Source organism: Nostoc sp. 'Lobaria pulmonaria (5183) cyanobiont', assembly GCF_002949795.1.
GTDB lineage: Bacteria > Cyanobacteriota > Cyanobacteriia > Cyanobacteriales > Nostocaceae > Nostoc.
Map to the genome: position 1 here is coordinate 6,449,898 of NZ_CP026692.1, position 19,545 is coordinate 6,469,442.

At 41.9% G+C, this 19,545-nt stretch carries 23 protein-coding genes and 1 pseudogene; 18 read left to right on the top strand and 6 right to left on the bottom strand.

Annotated features, from left to right (window positions below):
• Window positions 1-68: 68 nt before the first annotated feature.
• The 7 genes from NLP_RS28630 (at window position 69) to NLP_RS28660 (ending at window position 3,735) form a co-directional block, all read left to right on the top strand.
• On the top strand, window positions 69-383 hold the full coding sequence (locus NLP_RS28630) for a hypothetical protein (protein WP_158680568.1): 315 nt from the start codon (window positions 69-71) through the stop codon (window positions 381-383).
• 100 nt (window positions 384-483) lie between these two features.
• Window positions 484-675, top strand: coding sequence for a hypothetical protein (locus NLP_RS28635; RefSeq protein WP_104909279.1), 192 nt, complete (start codon window positions 484-486; stop codon window positions 673-675).
• 107 nt (window positions 676-782) lie between these two features.
• Window positions 783-1,118, top strand: a complete 336-nt coding sequence (locus NLP_RS28640) for a hypothetical protein (protein WP_104909280.1) — start codon at window positions 783-785, stop codon at window positions 1,116-1,118.
• Window positions 1,119-1,150: 32 nt separating this feature from the next.
• On the top strand, window positions 1,151-1,405 hold the full coding sequence (locus NLP_RS28645; RefSeq protein WP_104909281.1) for a hypothetical protein: 255 nt from the start codon (window positions 1,151-1,153) through the stop codon (window positions 1,403-1,405).
• A gap of 296 nt (window positions 1,406-1,701) precedes the next feature.
• Window positions 1,702-3,090: an IS110 family transposase gene (locus NLP_RS28650; protein WP_104910082.1), complete on the top strand. Its 1,389-nt coding sequence runs from the start codon at window positions 1,702-1,704 to the stop codon at window positions 3,088-3,090.
• Window positions 3,087-3,404 (top strand): hypothetical protein, encoded by a 318-nt coding sequence (locus NLP_RS28655; RefSeq protein WP_104909282.1) that lies wholly within the window; start codon window positions 3,087-3,089, stop codon window positions 3,402-3,404. Before NLP_RS28650 ends, NLP_RS28655 begins: the two co-directional genes overlap by 4 nt.
• A 142-nt stretch (window positions 3,405-3,546) precedes the next feature.
• Window positions 3,547-3,735: a hypothetical protein gene (locus tag NLP_RS28660; protein WP_104909283.1), complete on the top strand. Its 189-nt coding sequence runs from the start codon at window positions 3,547-3,549 to the stop codon at window positions 3,733-3,735.
• Between the two features lie 277 nt (window positions 3,736-4,012).
• On the opposite strand, the gene NLP_RS28665 is transcribed toward NLP_RS28660, so the two are convergent.
• Window positions 4,013-4,195, bottom strand: a complete 183-nt coding sequence (locus NLP_RS28665) for a hypothetical protein (RefSeq protein ID WP_104909284.1) — start codon at window positions 4,193-4,195, stop codon at window positions 4,013-4,015.
• A 614-nt stretch (window positions 4,196-4,809) separates the two neighbouring features.
• On the opposite strand from NLP_RS28665, the gene NLP_RS28670 reads away from it, so the two are divergent.
• The gene (locus tag NLP_RS28670) at window positions 4,810-5,790 is read left to right on the top strand and encodes an aldo/keto reductase (protein ID WP_104909285.1); all 981 of its coding nucleotides are present in this window, start codon (window positions 4,810-4,812) and stop codon (window positions 5,788-5,790) included.
• Between the two features lie 140 nt (window positions 5,791-5,930).
• On the opposite strand, the gene NLP_RS28675 is transcribed toward NLP_RS28670, so the two are convergent.
• Window positions 5,931-6,128 carry a hypothetical protein gene (locus NLP_RS28675; RefSeq protein WP_104909286.1) on the bottom strand — a complete coding sequence of 66 codons (198 nt, stop codon included), beginning with the start codon at window positions 6,126-6,128 and terminating at the stop codon, window positions 5,931-5,933.
• A 55-nt stretch (window positions 6,129-6,183) separates the two neighbouring features.
• On the opposite strand from NLP_RS28675, the gene NLP_RS28680 reads away from it, so the two are divergent.
• The 8 genes from NLP_RS28680 (at window position 6,184) to NLP_RS28715 (ending at window position 14,727) form a co-directional block, all read left to right on the top strand.
• Window positions 6,184-6,663 (top strand): DUF4174 domain-containing protein, encoded by a 480-nt coding sequence (locus NLP_RS28680; protein ID WP_199784716.1) that lies wholly within the window; start codon window positions 6,184-6,186, stop codon window positions 6,661-6,663.
• A gap of 431 nt (window positions 6,664-7,094) precedes the next feature.
• Window positions 7,095-7,367: a GlsB/YeaQ/YmgE family stress response membrane protein gene (locus tag NLP_RS28685; protein WP_104909288.1), complete on the top strand. Its 273-nt coding sequence runs from the start codon at window positions 7,095-7,097 to the stop codon at window positions 7,365-7,367.
• Between the two features lie 1,170 nt (window positions 7,368-8,537).
• Window positions 8,538-9,251 carry a hypothetical protein gene (locus NLP_RS28690; RefSeq protein ID WP_104909289.1) on the top strand — a complete coding sequence of 238 codons (714 nt, stop codon included), beginning with the start codon at window positions 8,538-8,540 and terminating at the stop codon, window positions 9,249-9,251.
• Window positions 9,252-9,395: 144 nt separating this feature from the next.
• The gene (locus tag NLP_RS28695; protein ID WP_104909290.1) at window positions 9,396-10,709 is read left to right on the top strand and encodes a hypothetical protein; all 1,314 of its coding nucleotides are present in this window, start codon (window positions 9,396-9,398) and stop codon (window positions 10,707-10,709) included.
• A 284-nt stretch (window positions 10,710-10,993) separates the two neighbouring features.
• Entirely contained in the window at window positions 10,994-11,344 is a 351-nt protein-coding gene (locus NLP_RS28700; protein WP_104909291.1) for a hypothetical protein, read from the top strand.
• A gap of 68 nt (window positions 11,345-11,412) precedes the next feature.
• Window positions 11,413-12,942, top strand: coding sequence for an efflux RND transporter periplasmic adaptor subunit (locus NLP_RS28705; protein WP_104909292.1), 1,530 nt, complete (start codon window positions 11,413-11,415; stop codon window positions 12,940-12,942).
• A gap of 48 nt (window positions 12,943-12,990) precedes the next feature.
• Window positions 12,991-13,359: a hypothetical protein gene (locus NLP_RS28710; RefSeq protein WP_104909293.1), complete on the top strand. Its 369-nt coding sequence runs from the start codon at window positions 12,991-12,993 to the stop codon at window positions 13,357-13,359.
• Window positions 13,360-13,518: 159 nt separating this feature from the next.
• Window positions 13,519-14,727, top strand: coding sequence for an ABC transporter permease (locus NLP_RS28715; RefSeq protein ID WP_442946676.1), 1,209 nt, complete (start codon window positions 13,519-13,521; stop codon window positions 14,725-14,727).
• Between the two features lie 728 nt (window positions 14,728-15,455).
• Here the strand turns inward: NLP_RS28715 and NLP_RS28720 are convergent.
• The gene (locus NLP_RS28720) at window positions 15,456-16,352 is read right to left on the bottom strand and encodes a hypothetical protein (protein ID WP_158680361.1); all 897 of its coding nucleotides are present in this window, start codon (window positions 16,350-16,352) and stop codon (window positions 15,456-15,458) included.
• A 60-nt stretch (window positions 16,353-16,412) separates the two neighbouring features.
• Between NLP_RS28720 and NLP_RS35285 the strand changes: the two are divergent.
• A pseudogene (locus tag NLP_RS35285) lies at window positions 16,413-16,571 on the top strand (ABC transporter permease); the annotation flags it as partial.
• A gap of 28 nt (window positions 16,572-16,599) precedes the next feature.
• Window positions 16,600-17,319, top strand: a complete 720-nt coding sequence (locus tag NLP_RS28730) for an ABC transporter ATP-binding protein (protein ID WP_325034704.1) — start codon at window positions 16,600-16,602, stop codon at window positions 17,317-17,319.
• A 37-nt stretch (window positions 17,320-17,356) separates the two neighbouring features.
• Here NLP_RS28730 and NLP_RS28735 read toward each other — a convergent pair whose 3' ends face one another.
• The 3 genes from NLP_RS28735 to NLP_RS28745 all read right to left on the bottom strand — a co-directional run bounded on the left by NLP_RS28735 (window position 17,357) and on the right by NLP_RS28745 (window position 19,486).
• Entirely contained in the window at window positions 17,357-18,154 is a 798-nt protein-coding gene (locus NLP_RS28735; protein ID WP_104909295.1) for a superoxide dismutase, read from the bottom strand.
• Window positions 18,155-18,483: 329 nt separating this feature from the next.
• On the bottom strand, window positions 18,484-19,050 hold the full coding sequence (locus NLP_RS28740; RefSeq protein ID WP_104909296.1) for a 3'-5' exonuclease: 567 nt from the start codon (window positions 19,048-19,050) through the stop codon (window positions 18,484-18,486).
• Window position 19,051: 1 nt separating this feature from the next.
• Entirely contained in the window at window positions 19,052-19,486 is a 435-nt protein-coding gene (locus NLP_RS28745) for a hypothetical protein (protein ID WP_104910084.1), read from the bottom strand.
• Window positions 19,487-19,545: the final 59 nt, after the last annotated feature.

The window sequence follows — 19,545 nt, forward strand, 5'->3', positions numbered from 1 at the left end:
GCCTACCGTCCTACTGGAGCAATCGCCGACACAACAAATAAATGTTTATCAATAAGGAAATTGTAACAATGTCAAAGCCTCTAGGCTATTACACCAATTACACCCCAGGCGAAGAAACGTTGCTTGCAACCTTGCAAGATAACTATGGTGCAGCATTCGAGAAAATCAGCAAGCGAGAAAAGCTGGTTATCCTCACAGCTCTTGCATCACATATCGGCTGTCAGCTAGAAGGTGATTGTCGAGAGGAAATATTCACCATTACCAAGCAGATGAAAGAACAGCTGACCATTGATGACCAGCTAGGAATCATGGAAGCGATTATCGTTCAAATCCGCTGGGATCAAAACTTTGTCGTTGAGAAACAGGAGTTGCCTATGCAATAAACCCACTAACCACAACTCTAAAATTATAGGTTTGCACCAGCGTGGACTGGAAGCTTGCGCTGGTCTTTTTTACCCAATTAGGAATTAAGAATTTGGAATTATGAATTACCGCGACCAACTAACACCGTGGGCGATTTTCCAACGTCTGTCCACTGGTCAAAATGTTTGCTTTTCTCGATTTCGTACCCGAACTGAGGCAGATGCTTACATGAGCATTCTTCGGCAAGGTAGCGGGAAGTTTGAGGTAGTTTACGATCTACCTCAACCTCAACCGCAAGAAGTTCAAGGATAGCGTGAATCAAATTGCGATCGCGCTTCTTAACCAGAGTGCGATCGCTAATGAATTCATCTACCCAAACACTTAAAACGTGAACAAGTCAAAAATATCATATTAAGCAAATGCAAGTAACAACCATTACTTACCAAAGAGTCTTAAATCTCGGCGACTACAATTCGGCACGACTAGAAAAAACTGCCGTAATACCTGATGACTATGAAGATCATGAAGTCGCAACACAGATAATTATAGAAAGTGTTGAGCGCCAAATTCATGAGGAGCATATACACAACCAACTTGATAAAGAAATTAGAGACAGGAAAAAAGAATTAGCGGCTCTCAAGGCAGAGTACAAGGCGCTCCAGAAAGAGCTTGGAATCCTTAATGAGCAGAACTTAGTGGACAATCTCATTTTAAATGCTGGGGGTGCTGCAAGCGATGACCCGGCAGATTTTTAACTGAGAAGCTTAAAAAATCGGAGAAACATTTCATGAATATTGAACCAGACGAAGACGAATTACTTAACGGTTCCCCAGATCCGTCCTGGGAATACTATCTGCTTTGGCATCGAATTAAGAGCATCCAAGCTCAGATTGAAAAGGGTTTAATGGCAATAAGTGAAGCGCAAACTGTAAATTATGAAATCGAATTCGAGGTCATGAATTTACTTATTCCACCCTTCAATGAGCTAAAGCAAATCATTACTGAACTACATCCTGAACCCTATCCCAACAGACCCGCCTGATGAGGCTAGCTGACACACTAGCCGAAACGGTGGCAACAAACAATGCCACCGTCGCGGGTTGTGTTCAAAGCAATCCGCAAGTTAATTAGAGAAAGTGCGGCGTTCAAGAGGAATTACGCCACTGAACTGCGGCGTTCACAAGTTCATGCGCAACACTTCTCTATTAATTCCCCGAATGCGTTTACTCCTGAATCGCGCCCCTTTTATGTGGGGCGTTAGGGTGATTCGTGCGCTATTAATTTCGGGAGATCCAAAGGATGCCAGTCCTTGAAAACCACCATTATTTACGCAGAACCATGACAACAGAATTAATAATTTTGGGAATTGATGTTAGTAAGTCAAGCGTAACATCTCACATTTTAACACAATACCCCAAGGGTGGATTGCAAGCATATTGGAATAAAACAAGAAATAAAGCATCTACTTTATATCCGGCTTTTTACTCCAATCCTGATGCTAAGAAAAAACAGAAATCAGCTTTTGACTTTGCTGATTATCTAGCAGAAATCAAGCCAGATTATGCAATCTTAGAGCCAACTGGAAACCACTATTCAAAACTGTGGGCATCCATCCTCAAGAAGTTAGAAATTAAAATTCTCTGGGTTGGTCATGTGGAATTGCGCCGTTATCGCGGGGGCAAAAACCTCCCAAATAAAAGCGATCCGGCTGACGCTTTAGCAATGGCTGCTTACGGTCACGATCCAGATCATCGGCTGGAAACTGGGGAATTAAACATAAGATACTTTCTCATGCACCGCCCCGAACCCATTGATGAACTCCGCGACTTGTGCCAACAACTTGAACATCTCAACAGAGTGCAATCGCCAATTGTGAATTATGCAAGGCAACTTCTAGCTTGGCAGTTTCCAGAAATGGCGCACACTAAGAGTGCATCTAGTAAGCCAGGATTACTACCGCCACTTTGGGGATGGTTAGCTAAGAGGCTGGAAATTTCACCCGCCGCCAAAACCCGAATTGAAAATCGCTATAAAATTTCCATTGCCCAAGACTATAAAATTGAGTTTGACCCAATCCTAGAGTTACACGCTGGTTGGATGTGCGATATCTCACTTTTTGAGCAGCACTTGGAAGCAAGAATCGCTCAAATGCTGTCTCTGAGTGAATTTAAGCCTTACATGAGCGTGTTTGACAAATTCGGTTTTGGGTTGAGAGTGCGATCGCGGTTGCTGACTCGAATTTACCCCTTTGAGTCGTTCCTGGGTGTCAATAGCAGGCCCGTTATTGAATACGAAGTGCGAGAGGTAAAGAAAACTGAGCGCGATGCCAAAGGCGGCAAGCTACGCAAAAATGGAGAAACCACCGTAAGGCGATTAGCCGGCGATACCAAACGAATTAAACGCAACCGCAGCCGCGACACTTTTAAAATGCGTTTAGGTATGGGCACTATTTTGGAACAATCCGGGGATGGACTTGTTGAAAAAGCTAGCGGCTCGTCGCTGTGCCGAATTAGTCTGTGGCAGTACGTTTTAACCGGCGTAGAAACTGGAAGACTGCCAGAAAACGAACTGACCGGGAAACTAATTAACTACCGCGACTCACTCAAAGCTAACGTCAGTGAACAAGGTGAGAAACTGTTAGGTGGTAAGCACATCCAAGGTAAACTAATGAGTAAAGTAGTAAATCTACTGTTCCAAGAATTGTGTAAAATAATTCCCCTAATATGACTCGCTACTACAAGTTAGAGGGACACACACCTGTTAGTGTTAATTTTAAGGAATGGGCAGTCTGGCGCAATACAGCTAACACACAAGTTATCGTTTCTGTTCTTCATGATTGCATCAGTGTTTCAACTGTATTTCTGGGAATAAATATCGGAACTGCCGAACAACCCAAAATTTTTGAGTCATTGGTAACTGGAGGGAGTTGTGATCGTGAAAAACGTTTCTACTCGACTTGGGAAGAAGCGATATCGGGGCACTATGACCTAATCATCCAGTCCATCGCTACCACACCGCCAAGTGACTTGTCTCTAAGTTAACTCTAACTTTATGTCATGGTTATGTAACTACCATTCCCCATTCCCCAAAAAGTTTCAGTTACCCTGAACTTGTGTGAAGCTATAAGAGAATGAAGAATCAAATTCTCTTCTACTAATCAGTTCTAACTTGCCTTTTGTAAATATGCCTTCAATTAGCTACAACCGCACCGACAGCCAGCAGCCACAAAGCATTACCATTGAAGGTTATGTTGTCCGGCCAGGATTACACATTCTCAGTTACGCGCAACTCAAGTTGCTACGAGAGCAAACACAGCATCATTCTCAGCTTGAATCTCTAGTGAGCCAAGGTGTCATTAAGTTGACTGGTTAAATGAATTCTAGTAATAAATTTATCATAGCGTTGGTTTCGACTTCTGTGCGAGACGCTCTTGCGTTCGCTCAACCAACTGAGTGGTCGAGAGTTAAGTGAACTTGTACTGAGCGACTCGTGCCGAGCGGAGCCGAGGTAAGTCGAAGTAGTCGAAACTCGTCAACATAGGTATTTTTTTCATCAGAAATCACCTTAATAGTCGTCAACTCACTTGCAATTCATCTCATCACCTGCTTATTGGGTAGATGATGAGATGAATTGCTGTATCAGTTAAGTTCTAAGTAGGTGAGTCGGAACGTCCTATTTGCTGACGAATGGTATCAATAGAAGCATTAAGACCAGCCAGTTTGGACTCTAAATCATCTCGCATCCAAATCAAGAATTTTAATTTCCGCTCTAAGCTAGTTTTGTGCGAAATGGGTTCGCTTCCGTAACATGGATTACCCCAAAAAGGAAACATATTTTACCTCTGTATTTAGCTTTTGTAAGAGTGCAATAGATTGCACCACTACATTCTGACGAATAACAATCAGACTGGTGTATGTAACAACCGACCATTATTGTGGGTGCTTAACGAACTTTTGCTAAAAGTTGTCTCTTGAATTGGTGGAGGTATTTAACCAAACTGCTGTCAATTCTATCCACTTTCTCCTCTAAGAAAAAGTTGAAGTGATAATGCCAGGTTAAAAAGTTCTGGCAATTTGGCATCACAACTCTGTATTTTGCGGTTTAAATAAGATATCAACAGAACAGAACAACCACAAATCGCCAGTTGTTGACCCAACGCTGTAAAATAACTCAGCAGCCAATTCATAGCGTTTGGTCATCGCTTCTCTACGAGACGCTGCGCGAACGTTACAACTGGCTAGTAATTTACTAGAAAACCCATAGTAAAAGTGCCTATACTAGAAAGCTGTCTTAATACGGCTGGTAAAATAAAGGTGAAGTACCCGCAAATCAACATACTTATATCAGTGTAAATACTTCTAATAATAGATGACTTGGTAAAAGGGAAAGGGATAATGCAGAAAGGCGTAATATTCTAAGACCAATTACTGAGTAGGAAATTACTTTATGAGAACCAGAAAGCTAGGCAAACAAGGGTTAGAAGTTTCAACTATCGGACTTGGTTGCATGGGAATGTCTGAGTTCTATAGCGGTCGGGATGAAACTGAGGCGATCGCGACAATTCATCGGGCATTAGAACTTGGAGTTAATTTTCTTGATACTGCTGATATGTATGGGCCGTTTACCAACGAGCAACTAGTAGGCAGAGCAATTAAAGATCGCCGAGATCGAGTAGTTTTAGCAACTAAATTTGGCAATGTCCGTACTGAAGATGGTGGTTTTAAAGGGGTTGATGGTAGACCAGAATATGTCCATCAAGCTTGCGATGCCTCGCTAAAACGTCTGGGGGTGGAAGTGATTGACCTCTATTATCAACATCGAGTAGATCCAACTGTCCCCATTGAAGATACTGTCGGGGCAATGGCAGAGTTAGTCAAACTGGGAAAAGTGCGTTATTTGGGGCTTTCGGAAGCTGCTCCGGCGACGATTCGACGGGCTGTAGCAGTTCACCCGATTACTGCACTGCAAACAGAATACTCTCTTTGGAGTCGAGAGCCAGAGGATGAAATTTTACCGACTGTGCGGGAATTAGGAATTGGGTTTGTTCCTTATAGCCCATTAGGAAGAGGATTTTTATCAGGTGCGATCGCTAGCCCTGACGATCTTGCACCTGATGACTATCGAAGAAATTCTCCTCGCTTTCAAGGTGATAATTTTTATAAAAACCTGCAATTAGTAGAGCAAGTCAAAGCGATCGCCAGCGAAAAAGGAGTAACTTCTAGTCAGCTTGCTTTAGCATGGCTATTCGCTCAAGGAGAAGATATTGTCCCAATACCTGGTACAAAACGCCGTACTTACTTGGAGGAGAATATTGCAGCTGCCGAAATTACCCTGACTGAACAAGAGTTGAATCGACTTGAAACAGTTGCACCAAAAAATGTGGCAGCAGGTGAACGCTACCCTGATATGAGTACTGTTAACCGTTGATCCATCTGAGTGCTGGAGTATTTTTCCAAATTCTGCTTTAGATGCACAAGCAGATATTACCGCAGCTTAACCCAGAATTCTGAGAGAAAATGTCAAAAGTAGCGATCGCTATTTTATCGGCTACATATCTGGATACTCATTCAATCATCTGGAAACTGCCAGCACGAGATATGTTCAATATCTTTGCTGCCACATTTACAACAGACTGCATCAATCACAGAGTCCACCCATTCATAGCTACAACTACGACAATGACAGAAAATGTTATTGCGGTTAGCCATTTCAATACCTTGATGCCACTGTTGTAGTTGAGAAGAGTCTGGAAAAGCTTCTGACATTTCATCAAACCTCGTTTATGTCATTGTCTGTATTATGAGCCTAACAAGCCCTAAAGTGAATAACTCAGTATTAATCGCCCTGACGATCGCCGTGTCTATAACGCTATCGCCTGTTAGCATTGCTGGTACTGTCCAAGGTTCAACCCATACTATCAAAATGTCTTCATTTAACCTCAGTTCCCAAAAATGGCAAAACCGGGTGCTGCTACTCTTTGCGCCATCTGTTGATAACCATAACTATCAGCAACAGATGCAGGTATTTAACCAGCACCAAAATGGTTTTAAAGATCGGGATTTAGTTCTGGTTAAAGTTTTGGCAACAGATAAAAGCTATGCCAACGGACAGTTAATAGATGAGTCTTCTGCTGCCAATTTGCGAAATCGCTTTGGGGTTGATAAAGAAAATTTTCGTGTCATTTTAATTGGCAAAGATGGTGGTGTTAAGCGCCAAGAAACTACACCAGTACAAGCAACAGCAATTTTTGAGCAAATTGACGCTATGCCCATGCGTCAGCAAGAAATGCAAGAACGATAAATTGGTAAAGCAGTTGGTTTTATTGTTTAATACTAATGCAAGTACAGGTAATTGCCCTTTACTACAAATGCTACGCCAATTCTTAAGCGCAAACCTCTTACAGCATCAGAGTTCTACAAATTGAGTAAACTTAAGTGCGAACCTACAAAAGTATCTGTTTTCAAACCTGAGCTTAATTCTTCAAGTAGATGAGAACACTCATTAAAAACGCATATACTGCAATTATCAAGCAATGAATTTATTAGCTCCTAGTTTTAGACCTACTAGGAGCTTTTTTTTATTATCCATCTCTAATTAAGGGAGTTCATCACAAGAAGTAATAGCGTTCATCCTTAAGGCTATTAGTAATTGCTTCTGTTGGTAGATTGAATGTCAATATTTGGATTGCTATTGTGTATTTGTCACTAAAAAACGTTTATTAAATAAAAACAATGAATATTCTTGCTTGGATTGTTTTAGGTCTAATTGCTGGTGCGATCGCAAAGGCTATCTACCCCGGTCATCAAGGCGGCGGAATTTTAGCAACAATTTTATTAGGAATCGTTGGTGCTTTTATTGGTGGTAGTTTGGGTGTATTCTTCAGTACAGGAAGCTTTGCTCTAGCGGCTCCCTCTTTGAGTATTCCCGGTATTGCAGTGGCAGTTCTTGGTGCAATTGTTGCAGTCTTCTTGTGGAACGCGTTAACTAGCCGCAGTGCTTTGTAATAATTTAAATTGAATTAACTAATTTAGAACTTACGCAATTTTTGTCTTACCTGTCAATGTGTAAGTTCTGTTTATCAACAATTCTTGACAAAATTTGCTGCTTGTCATGCTGATAGCCTCAACATTATCAATCTGAATAATGTTGAGGCTATGATTTTATTTTGGATGCCCTATCTGTCGCAAACATTTTTTGAATTGGTATTAGAGAAGTCGTAAATCTCTGCCTTACAGGCTTATAAAGTCTGTGGCAACAACAGCAACAGCGTGTTAAATCGCAAATTTTATACTTGTAATCTAACTTAATTTTATTTGGTGCATAGGCGTAGCCCATCATAGACATCGCCTGGTAGGATAATTAAAAACTTGGGTTAGCGATCTGCAATCTATTAGTTATACGTGTTTTATTTTAATTAAAGTTATATTTAAGACATACTACTAGTAGTGTGTCAACTACTAGTATTTAAGAACTTAATACTAGTAGTGTGTAAATAGATTAAGCTTGCCTCTGAGCTATTTGCTATGAAATTTAATGAAGAGGTAGTTACGATTCCCAGTGTACAACTTTGACAACTGTCCACAATACTGTTGCGTGTCTCAAGCTCATGGTAATATTATCTTACTGTCAGGGAGATATTATTTTATACATTAATTTGTAACCATGCTGAAACAGCTAGTTAGGTGTGCTACCTCCAAAAAACAAAAAATTATTCAACCTACCCAGGAAATCACCAAAAGCCCTAATGTGCATAGCACAGAGGTTTTGAGAATCTGCTTATATAAGGTACTAAAAAGCTAACTAAGGCTCTTTTTTCGGAATCATCATAGCCAGCGAAAAAGGCATAAAACCCTCTTATGATGGCAAACAATTAGACAAGAGTACATAGAAAAGTTTTGACACAATGTCAAGAGTTTTTTGTATATGTAAAAATATCAAAAAGCCCAATTTGTATTGTCAATAAGACATTAACATTGTGTGTTTTATTTAGATATTGATTCTCTTTGTGCTTAGTTACCTATATAGAAGTCCTATTTGATTAGTGAAAACTTAAGCTACGCTCGCTCAAATTAGGCAAACACTTAAATTTAACAAATAATTTAGGACTGCTAGATCAATCTCGATCTAGTAAACATTCGATTATTCACAAAGTCAGTAAGAGTAACAGGAAAAACATGAATATCATAGTTCGTTTGGTTGGAGCGATCGTTCTCCAAGTATCTGCGTTGGCTGCAATGTCTAGCATGGCAATGTCTGATGACAAGCCTTTTCACATCAATACCCAACAGACTCCTGCTGTTTATCCACGGAAAACAACACAAATGTCTGATGACAAGCCCTTTCGCGTCAATACCCAACAGACTCCTGCTGTTTACCAACAAAAAACAACACAGAGGATTTGCTCTTTAGATCCTATTGAAGATTTACTACCTCCACCACAAACAAAGGCAAATAATTCTTTGCTTTCTTACCTTGCTGAACAGGGTTTTACACAAAATAAAGAGGGTTCCTGGGTCTGTTATGCCAACGATCCTAAAAAAGAAGGACGTTATTTTACTTTATTTAAGGTCAAACAAGTTAATAGCAGGCTCATAGCAAGTTCTTTCCTAGATGAAGGCAGTCTGATTCAAGGGCAGGAAAATCGGAGCTTGGACTTCTTTATGATGCTGATTGAGCGTCATACGAATACTACTAAAGAGAACCGTCAAGGTATACGTAGATATCTACAAGCCTTCGTTTCCTTAGTCAAGGAAGGGAAGATCAAACCTACACGTCGTGGGTATCTTTTTGACCAACCAAACCGGGCGATAGTCTTATATCACACACTCTCATCAGGAAATCTCAAAGGTACAGGAATCACGATCAACATTTATTTAGCTAAGAGTTGAACTGGGGAGGAGGGGAGGCAAGGGAGGCAGGTGAAAATAATATATTCCTAACCAATGACAAATGACCAATGACCAATCCCCAATTAAATTGTTGTCGTCTAGTAGAGGTGCATCTTGCCTAAATCAATTGTTCAAAGAATTGCGATGCCGAAGGTAGTTCGCTTTGCAGCGATCGCATTTTCATCTGTTGCAGTAGTACTCACTACGTGTCAGTCTGCTTTTGCACAGTTAAATGTTGGACGTTATGGCATCCAACAAGGACTGGAGTCTGAGTATCTCCAGTACCAAATTAAGAACCAGAATTTGAGCCAGATGCGAGTCATTCCTGGATGTGATGTGGGATTTGGTCTGACCTGCAATAAGACTGGATCGGTAATCCAACAATTAGTGGAGTTAAACAATGGGACTAGTTATCAAAACCTTCTGATCCGAGCAGCCGGTGGGGAGAAAAACTTCCAGAATTTCGCTAGCTTCTACGGCAATAATCCTAATCTCTCTGCGGTTCCTTACGCCTCATTTTGGAGAAACGCATCTCCCGCAATCATGGATGGATCTCAATACCTTCTTGGACAACCTTTTGGTCGCAATCCAGTAGAAGGACTCGGACTTGTAACCAAGCAGTTCTACTGGGCACCATACTCAGGAGTCAATGACTCTGTTAGCCTCCGTAATGGATTACTAGACCTGAAATTGTCATACGGACGACTGCTGTTTGAAGAAGCCTCAAAAATTTCTAACATTCAAGAGCAGATTCAGTCTTTAGGTCTGTCGCCAGAGATGACAAATTTTTATTTAGATAAAATCTCTACAGGCTTGGATGCGTTGAGTTCTGGAAATCAGAACCAACTCCAACAGAAGATTTTTGAAGTACTATCCTTTCCATACTCCGAAGATGGTGGGGAACTCGGACGCCCCAATAATGCGATTCCAGCGGAATTTAATCAGCTCTTAGGAGAAGATATCGCCGGAGATACTTTGCTAAGTGACAATCCACTAGCCTTGGATGGAGAAACAATAGCTTTTGATGCTTTCCCTGGCTCTACGGGAGATGTCTTGGTACCAGACAGTTCTAATTCCTTTCCACTTTGGCCAATAATCGGAGTTGGAGGTCTTGGTTTAATTCTGCTTCTACTACTGGGTGGTGATAGTTCTTCAGCTCAACCACCTGTTTCTTCATCTCAACCACCTGTTTCTTCATCTCCTCAACCACCTGCACCTGTTTCTCCAGGAAATGCACCTTTGTCTCTCAACAACAAAGGCGAATGCGATCTGACTCCCAGTGGTAATGGTTCTAATCACACACAAATGATTGAAATTCCATGTAGTGTGACTCCTCAAAGCCCTACGGAAGTGAAAAAGGTAATGGAGCCATCAACGATCAAAGCGCTTGTATTGCTAATTGTTCTACTATGGATAGTCGGTAACAAACACCGAACTTTAAAAATCCGTCATTCGTAATTATGTTATATAAGGGGATTTAGCGAAAAGTTGGAGCGCTAGTTTCCAGCGATGTCTACGACGGGCTACGCCTACACGAGTCCGAGAGCATCAGGCTTAGAAAGAAATAATTAACCACTTAGGGTAGCACAGCTAACTGTACTACCCTACCCGTGTAACTGATTCAAATAAGAATCGCTATTATTACAATTTTGTAATTCAGACAAAGGGAAAGCTGTCATATTGGGCTGGTGTAATTAAAACTATCAACTCTTTCCAATCTCAGCAAAACAAGATTGATTGTTATGATTATTCGTCAATTTCTAGCTTTGGCAGCCATTTCCCTCACGCTTGCAGCCTGTAGTCAAGCAGGCAGTAACCCGAATCTGACCTCCCAAAACCCCCCTCAAGCGGGTGAGCAAGTACCGCAAGGGAGGCGATCGCACCGCCAGATAGATTTTACCGCCGCAGCTCAAAAACTCGGTGTCACCGAAGCCAAGTTAAAAGAAGCTTTGGGAGTACCCACTAATCCAACTAATCCACCAGATGGAGAGCGTCGCCGTCCCGATCTGAAAGCGGCAGCTACAAAACTTGGTGTTACTGAAGAGAAATTGCGAGAAGCGTTGGGAATTCCCGCACGTCCTCCGAGCAATTAATCAATTGCTTGCAGGAATCGATCGCAACGACTCAATTGTTGTTTACAACCAAGGTGCATTCATAATATATGACACTTAATTCTCCCCAACAAATTACACTCAAGCCTTTTAAAGAAAGTTTGATAAAAGGCAAACTGACGAAATGGCTGATGGGATTATTGATACTCAGTTCACTCACAGGCGGTGGATACCTCATTTACCGTCAGACGGTGATTTCCTCCACTCAGTCAGCCAGAAGCAAAATGCAAACAGTCCCAGTCGAGCGAGAAACCTTACCGATTACCATCTCAGCCAACGGTACTGTTGAAGCTAAACAATCGACTAACGTTAGTCCCAAAAGTTCTGGACAGCTAAAGAAATTGCTCGTAGATGAAGGTGACTCTGTGAAAGCGGGGCAAATTCTGGCATACATGGATGATTCAAATCTACAAGGGCAACTAATTCAAGCACAGGGATCTCTGGCTTCTGCTCAAGCGAATTTGCAAAAAGCGATCGCTGGCAATCGTCCTCAAGATATTGCTGCTTCACAGGCACAATTAGAACAAGCCCAAGCGACTTTAGAAAAAGCAGAAGCAGGTAATCGCTCTCAAGATATTGCTCAGGCTGATGCACGTTTAAAAATAGCTCTAGCAAGTTTAACAAAAGCCGAAGATGATTTGAGCCGCAATCAGCAACTATACAATGCTGGTGCTATTTCCCTTCAGACTTTAAACCAAAAACGCGCCGACAAGGATAGCGCGAAAGCTTCCGTAAATGAAACCCAGCAAGCGCTGGCATTGCAAAAAGCTGGATCGCGCAAAGAAGATATCGAGCAACTAAAGGCTGTGGTTAAGGAAAAACAGCAAGCTTTAGCACTACTAAAAGCCGGAAACCGCCAAGAAGATATTGATGCTGCACGCGCTCAAGTGACTCAGCAACAAGGCAGCCTAAAAACGATTCAAACACAAATTCAAGACACAGTAATTCGTGCCCCATTTAGTGGTATTGTGACTTCCAAGTATTCTGATCCAGGTGATTTCGTTACACCGACAACATCTGGGAGTTCGGTTTCGGGATCAACCTCTTCTTCGATTCTGTCGCTGGCATCAACTTATCAAGTTGTGGCAAATATTGCCGAAACCGACATTAGCAAAATTAAGCTAGGGCAGTCGGTAAGCATTACAGCCGATGCCTATCCTGACAAAACCTTTAAGGGAAAGGTTGCCCAGGTTGCGGCTCAGGCAACTGTGGCAACCAATGTTACCAGCGTTAAAGTCAAAGTGGATTTCACTGACCCTGAGACTCTCTTGCTTCCAAGCATGAATGTTGATGCGAAATTCGATGCAGGCGAATTAAACAATGTGCTTGTTGTACCAACGGTAGCGATCGCTCGTCAGAGTAATGGTACTGGAGTGCAGGTGCTTACGGAAAATGGCAGCACTCGATTTGTGCCAATTAAAACTGGAGCTACGGTAAATAACAAAACCGTTGTGCAATCCGGTTTACAAGGAAATGAAAAAGTTTTGGTGAGTGCGCCATCGAATTCTAACAAAAATAGTAATACTAACAGGGGTATTTCTCCTGGCGGTATGGGTGGCCCTCCTCCTGGTGGCCCTTAGTAAAGTTTTGCCTAAAAGCGTAGTTTAATACAGGAGAACGCATTAACAATGCAAGCCGATACATTAAGAATGAAAGCCAACGCATTAACAATGCAAGCCGATACATTAACAATGCAAGCCAACGCATTAACAATGCAAGCCAATACATTAACAATGCAAGCCGATACATTAACAATGCAAGTCGATGCATTAACAATGCAAGTCGATACATTAACAATGCAAGTCGATACATTAGACCTCTTGCACAAATGCAAAATTCGCCCTCATCCCCCAACCCCTTCTCCCAAAATTGGGAGAAGGGGAGCCAATTTCAAAGTCCCTCTCCCAACCTTGGGAGAGGGATTTAGGGTGAGGGCTTTTGATTCATGCCATTCGTCTATTAACAAAGCGGCCGATAAATGGCATTGCAGAGTATGACCAAATTTAATTAGCTACGAATTAATAAAATGCTGTACTTAGATTTAGTGTCACAAGCAAAGTTTAGCAATGATCAAATTACGCAATCGCAAACCACTGGTTAAACAGGCATCTACTTTAATCCGCAGTTCTTCGGTATCAGCCGTTGAAATTTTGACAATGGCGTTGGAGACATTGTGGAGTAATAAACTCCGCACTGCGCTAACAATGCTGGGTATTATCATTGGCATTATGGCAGTGATCGCTGTCACCGCCATTGGTCAAGGCACTCAAAAAGCAACCGAGCAACAATTACAATCACTTGGAACCGACATTTTGCAAGTGCAAGCGGGTGCATCTAGAAGTGGTGCGGTGCAACAGGGTGCTGGGAGTGCTACGACATTGACTTTAGAAGATGCTGAGGCGATCGCGCAACAGGTTTTAGGGGTTGACCGAGTGTCGGCTATTCTGCAACAGTCTGCCCAAGTCGTCTATGGCGAAAACAACGACTCGATGACGATTATTGGAACTGATGTCAATTATCCAGATGTACGCAACACCCATCCTCAAACAGGCAGATTTTTTACTGAGGAAGAAGTCAAGGCGGCAAAACCTCTGGCGGTTTTAGGCCCCACTGCACGCGATGAACTGCTGGGGTCAGGAAGTATTGCAGAAGGCGCACAAATCCGCATCTCTGGACAAACCTATGATGTGATTGGCGTTATGGAGACGAAGGGAGCGCAAGGGCCACAAAACCCGGATGAACAAATTTATATCCCGCTTACCAATATGTCTGCTCGGCTAGTAGGAAATAATGCCGTTAAGGGAATTGCGATTCGAGGAATTTATGTCAAAGTCAAAAGCCAGGAACAGCTAGACGCTGCTCAGTATCAAACTACGAATCTCTTGCGGGTAAGACATGGCATTTATCCAGAGAAAGGAGATAAAGATGATTTTCGGACTGTAAATTCGGCTGATATCATCAACACTCTGACTAGTACATCTAAGCTTTTTACCGTAATGATAGTGGCGGTTGCGGTAATTTCTTTAATTGTTGGCGGTATTGGGATTGCCAATATCATGCTTGTGTCAGTGGTGGAACGAACGCGGGAAATCGGGATTCGCAAAGCGATTGGAGCGACTAGCACTGCGATTTTGAGCCAGTTTTTAGCCGAGGCAGTTGTGATTGCGGTAATTGGCGGGGTAATTGGTATCGGACTGGGAATTGCGATCGCCTTTGCCGCCCCTAGCTGTCTAATTGGTATTGAGAGCTTGAAACTCAAGCACAGTGAGAAGTTCTTGATGTTGATTAACCAAAGCTTGTATTGCGCTAACTGGATTACGATGAAGACGACGTTTTTGTTGGCGAGGAGCTTCTGCCATTGCTAATCGACGACGTTGAGTTTTATACTCAGTTATAGGTACTTGCTGAATTTGTTCAAGTAGCTGTTTTTCATTCTCAGCAAAAAAGAGAACTTGATATTGCCCAAAATCACGCAATTCAACAGTTGATTTGCGCCCACTAATTCGCCTCTGATGGCGACGCAACTGGCTGAATTTTGACTCAATTTTGAGATTATCTGGCGGTAAACCAGGGATATCATAGCAGTGCAACAAATTAGCCCCGTATTTGTGCCACAGCAGTTGTAACTTTTTTTTGAGAGCAAATTGTGCCGGATTTTGTTGACTGTCAGGCACAAACTGTTGTAATAACTCTTCCATCTTGCACCGGACTTGAAAGCTTGTTAAAGGTAATTTTGCAGCTTCTGTGATATAAGTCACATCATCTGTGTTACGACTGGTGTGTTCTGGATAGTGCAAACATTCGGCAATTCTTCGCAGCCACTTGTGCGCCTCTTCTAAATCCGATGCTACTGAACAATTAGTCAGTAAAGCAAGGTCCACCCATACTGACAATAGAGATAAATAATCTGTGTCAATTTCCCGGCATGGTAAACTACGTAGTATTTCTCCAATAACTGATAATTGTTGGTAGCCTTCAATACCTCCCCAATTAAAAGGTTTACGATTGGTACGATTTACACAATCCCGAATCGCAGCACGAATTTGGGATTCGACTGCCATTAACTCCGCATCTCTTGACAAATAGGGAATTGCTAAAAAAGGGGGCTACTGTCTGGCTGTCTTAATTGATTTGGGTGAAGAAGTCTTTCTGAGCGATCTGGAACTTGTGGCAGCCCATCCAAATCTGCCTTTAATTGCTGTCGGAGCTTTGTATCTAATGGCAGTACAGACTCACTCAAATTACTTAGAAAGTGGGCTTGACAACGCTGATGTGGTGCATTTGACCAACTTGAATTCATTGCAGCAATGATTGCTGATTCCCCATCTGACAGCGTTGCTAGCACTGTAAAAGGTAATTCCTTATATGGTTGCAGCCATTCAATTAGCCGTTGTGCTTGTGCTTGTTGTAACTGAATTCCACTGACTGGTGTGCCACTTAGTACTTCGTACAATACATACAGCAAGGTTCCATGACCTTCGGGCTGTAAGGCATCAATTGCCCAAATTAAACCACCATGTTCATGGGCTGTGGCAGCTAATTTCTCCTGGGTATGTGCAATCGTTCCACCTAAGAGTGCTAGAAATTGTCGATAGAGCTTGCCTACGTTCCTCTCGTTAATTTCAACACCACGCTGCTTTAATAAGCGTTGAATTTCTACCAACTGTTGATGCTCATGCTCATGTTGCCAACCTATAAATGCCAGCACATCTAGCCCGTAAGTGCTTTGAGGTAAACTATATTTTAGCACACCACAGGCTAAGTAGTGTTTACCAAAATATTCACATTGAGAGTTGGCACATTCTTTACCCTTGCCTGCCACAAACACTGCTCCATTTAAGGTTTGAATGGTTTTTCGCATGTGCCAAGATGGAAGGCTAACTAATATTGTGTTGCAATGGATACACAATTCTCGCTCACATTTTACAATTATTCGTTTGGCATCCGGGAAATATCTTTGTGGGCGATGCCGAGGCTTTTTTTCGATCACGAAGTTTTTACTGCTGGTAGGTGCTCTTTTTACCTTACAACACTCATTAGACAGTCAGGGTTTGCCGCCTCAAATTTGTTTAAGTTTCCCCTCGTGATTTCGCTTTGGTCAATACTGTTCGGCTTTGGTTTAACGTTTGTAATTGGGTTACTGGCTGGTGTGATTCCGGCTCGCAATGCTGCCAGTCTTGACCCAATCACGGCGCTTAGAAGTGATTAAAACATTCTTAAAGTAGAGAATTACTAATATGGCAACGATGATTTGGATGGAAGAAATTCAGAAAACGTATCGTCTTGGGGAAGTCGAAGTTCCGATACTCAAAGGCATTGACTTGTCTATTGAGGAAGGCGAATACGTTTCAATTATGGGGATGTCTGGTTCGGGGAAATCTACGCTGATGAACATCATCGGTTGCCTCGATCGCCCCACATCTGGACATTATGTTTTAGAAGGCAGAAACCTGACGACGCTAACCGATGACGAGTTGGCATATATCCGCAATCGCCGGATCGGTTTTGTGTTTCAGCAGTTTAATTTGCTAGCTCGTTCTACGGCTTTAGAAAACGTGATGCTGCCAATGGTCTATGCAGGTGTTCCTAAATCGGAACGTAGAAAACGCGCAGAGTCAGCTTTAACTCGTGTTGGCTTGGCAGAGCGAATGTTAAACCGTCCTAACCAGATGTCTGGTGGACAGCAACAGCGAGTAGCGATCGCCCGCGCCCTCGTCAATCGCCCTGCACTTGTTCTAGCAGATGAACCCACTGGAGCGTTAGACAGTGAAACCTCTCAGGAGGTGATGGATTTGTTGACTGAGTTAAACAGTCAAGGGATCACGATTGTCATTGTTACTCATGAAACGGATGTAGCCGAGCAAACTAACCGGATCGTTCATGTTAAAGATGGTTTAGCTGAAGGGGTAACAAAGAAGCTACAAACCAGACTGGATAATGTGCATAGCAAAACCTGATGAAAATAGGGTAGTTTACCAGCCCTTTGCCTAGCGTTCAGTTCGGGGAGCGTCCCGGAGAGAAGGAAAGGTATCGCCTGTTAATCTGCGGCCAATTCACCACATTCCACCAATTATCCAAATACTCAGCCCGACGGTTGCGATATTTCAGGTAATAAGCGTGTTCCCATAGATCGTTACCCATAATCGGATATGAACCCTCCATAATCGGGTTATCCTGATTTGCTGTAGTGACAATCTGGAGTTGTTTTTGAGGATTGCGTACTAACCAAACCCAACCACTACCGAAACGACCTGCACCTGCTGCATTAAACTGTTTTTTAAAGGCATCAAAGCTGCCAAAAGTTTGGTTAATTTCTTGAGCGATCGCGCCTGATGGTTGTCCACCACCTTGAGGACTCATCAGTTGCCAAAAAATTGTGTGGTTAAGATGACCACCTGCGTTATTGCGTACCTTTGTCCGAATACCTTCAGGTACGCTGTTCAAATCCACTAGCAAACCTTCAACACTTCTTTTTTGCAAATCTGGATACTGCTTCAATGCATCATTTAAGTTCTTGACGTAGCTAGCATGGTGTGCATCATGATGCAATTTCATCGTTTCAGCATCAATAGCTTTTCCTAGTGCCCCAAAAGCATAAGGCAATGGTGGTAGCTGTGCGGGAGAAGCACTTAATGACTTATTAGGAGAAGCTACAGTGGTAAACGGCCTAGTAGGTGTTGGTGTAAAAAATTGTGCCTCAGCTATTAGTACTGGTTCATGATAAATTAGCAGAATTGTCAACACAATTGTTGTGAAGAAAAAAACTACTTTTTTTCGCCAAAATCCGATCATAAATTGTTGCCTCAAAATCAATATTATTGGCTTATAACCCGCTCTTAGACTGTTTTTTGCAGTTACATTAAGCCAAATATTATATATATTACCTTAGTTGTCAGTTAATTCAAACAAAGATAGATATAGCTGAAATTTTATTTTCTAAACCTATAATTCAAACCATGTAACCAAAACAATACTTTGGCTAAGAATAATAATTATCAATCAAACTATTAATTTTTATTGTGCTATGAGCGTTTATTCCGCCCGTGTGAATATCTTTTTTCCACCATAATAGCTAGATTTTATTCACTATTTTAGCTGGGCTATACTATTACAACTTTCTATTATTTAGCTGAGTTTTTGTTTTTCATCTGTCTGTAAATAGCTGCAATGTTGCGAGCATCATCAATGCCACGATGGTGTGTGCCTTTTAATTCTATCCCCAACTCATTGAGAGCCTGCGCCATGCCAAATTTTTTAGATACGCCAAGATATTCTGAAAATTCCTCTTTGATATTTATATGTTCTGAAGTAAAAGGATAGGAAAAATTATGAAACGCGCAATCTTGAATAAATTGCTTTTTGTCGTAATTACCCCAAGAACAAAAAATATAGTTGGGAAATAAATTAATCCATTCTTTAAAACGAGAAATCGCTTCTAAAAATTTGGGTGCTTCGTCAACATCTAGCTGGCGAATGCTAGTCAATTCGGTGCAAAAACCTGTCAGTTGCGGATGTCTCACAGGTTGGATGAATTGCTGAAACTCTGAATCAATTTCCCACGTTGCTCGATTGAGCATCACTGCACCGATTTCGATAATTTCCATTTCGTGACGCGGAATAGTTTTACTGTTACAGCAGGTGGCTTCCAAATCGACTATCAGATAATAGTGGGATATTTTAGTATTCATATTAGATTGATGAAAAAGGTTTAATCCAACTCAATTGAATAGCGATATCAAGAGCGATCGCAGCCAGCGCAAACCATAACAAACTTTCTGCCGCCAACACCAAAAAAGGCCAAATTGTGCTGTGAGAATTCCACCCAAATTCTATCTGAGTTAATCCGCGCACCAAGCCAAAGGCTAACACGCCACCAGCTTTGAGTTGGGGATTTTTATCAGAGCGGATGATATAACGGTAGGTGACACCAAATAGGAAACCAGTAAAAGTGGCAACTGCACCACTTACCCACAAGCGCCAGTTAACATCACTGTGCAGACATACAAGTGTTTGAAAATACGTTGCTAGTACTAAAGTATTTAAAAGACTAGCGATCGCAAAAGCCAAACACACAGATAATCCTCCAATTATTCCAGCTTTAAGGGATTCTATGCGTTCTGCCATTAATTGAGGATCTAAAGTTGGGTTCACTCTATATAGAAATTAGGTATTGGGTATTGGGA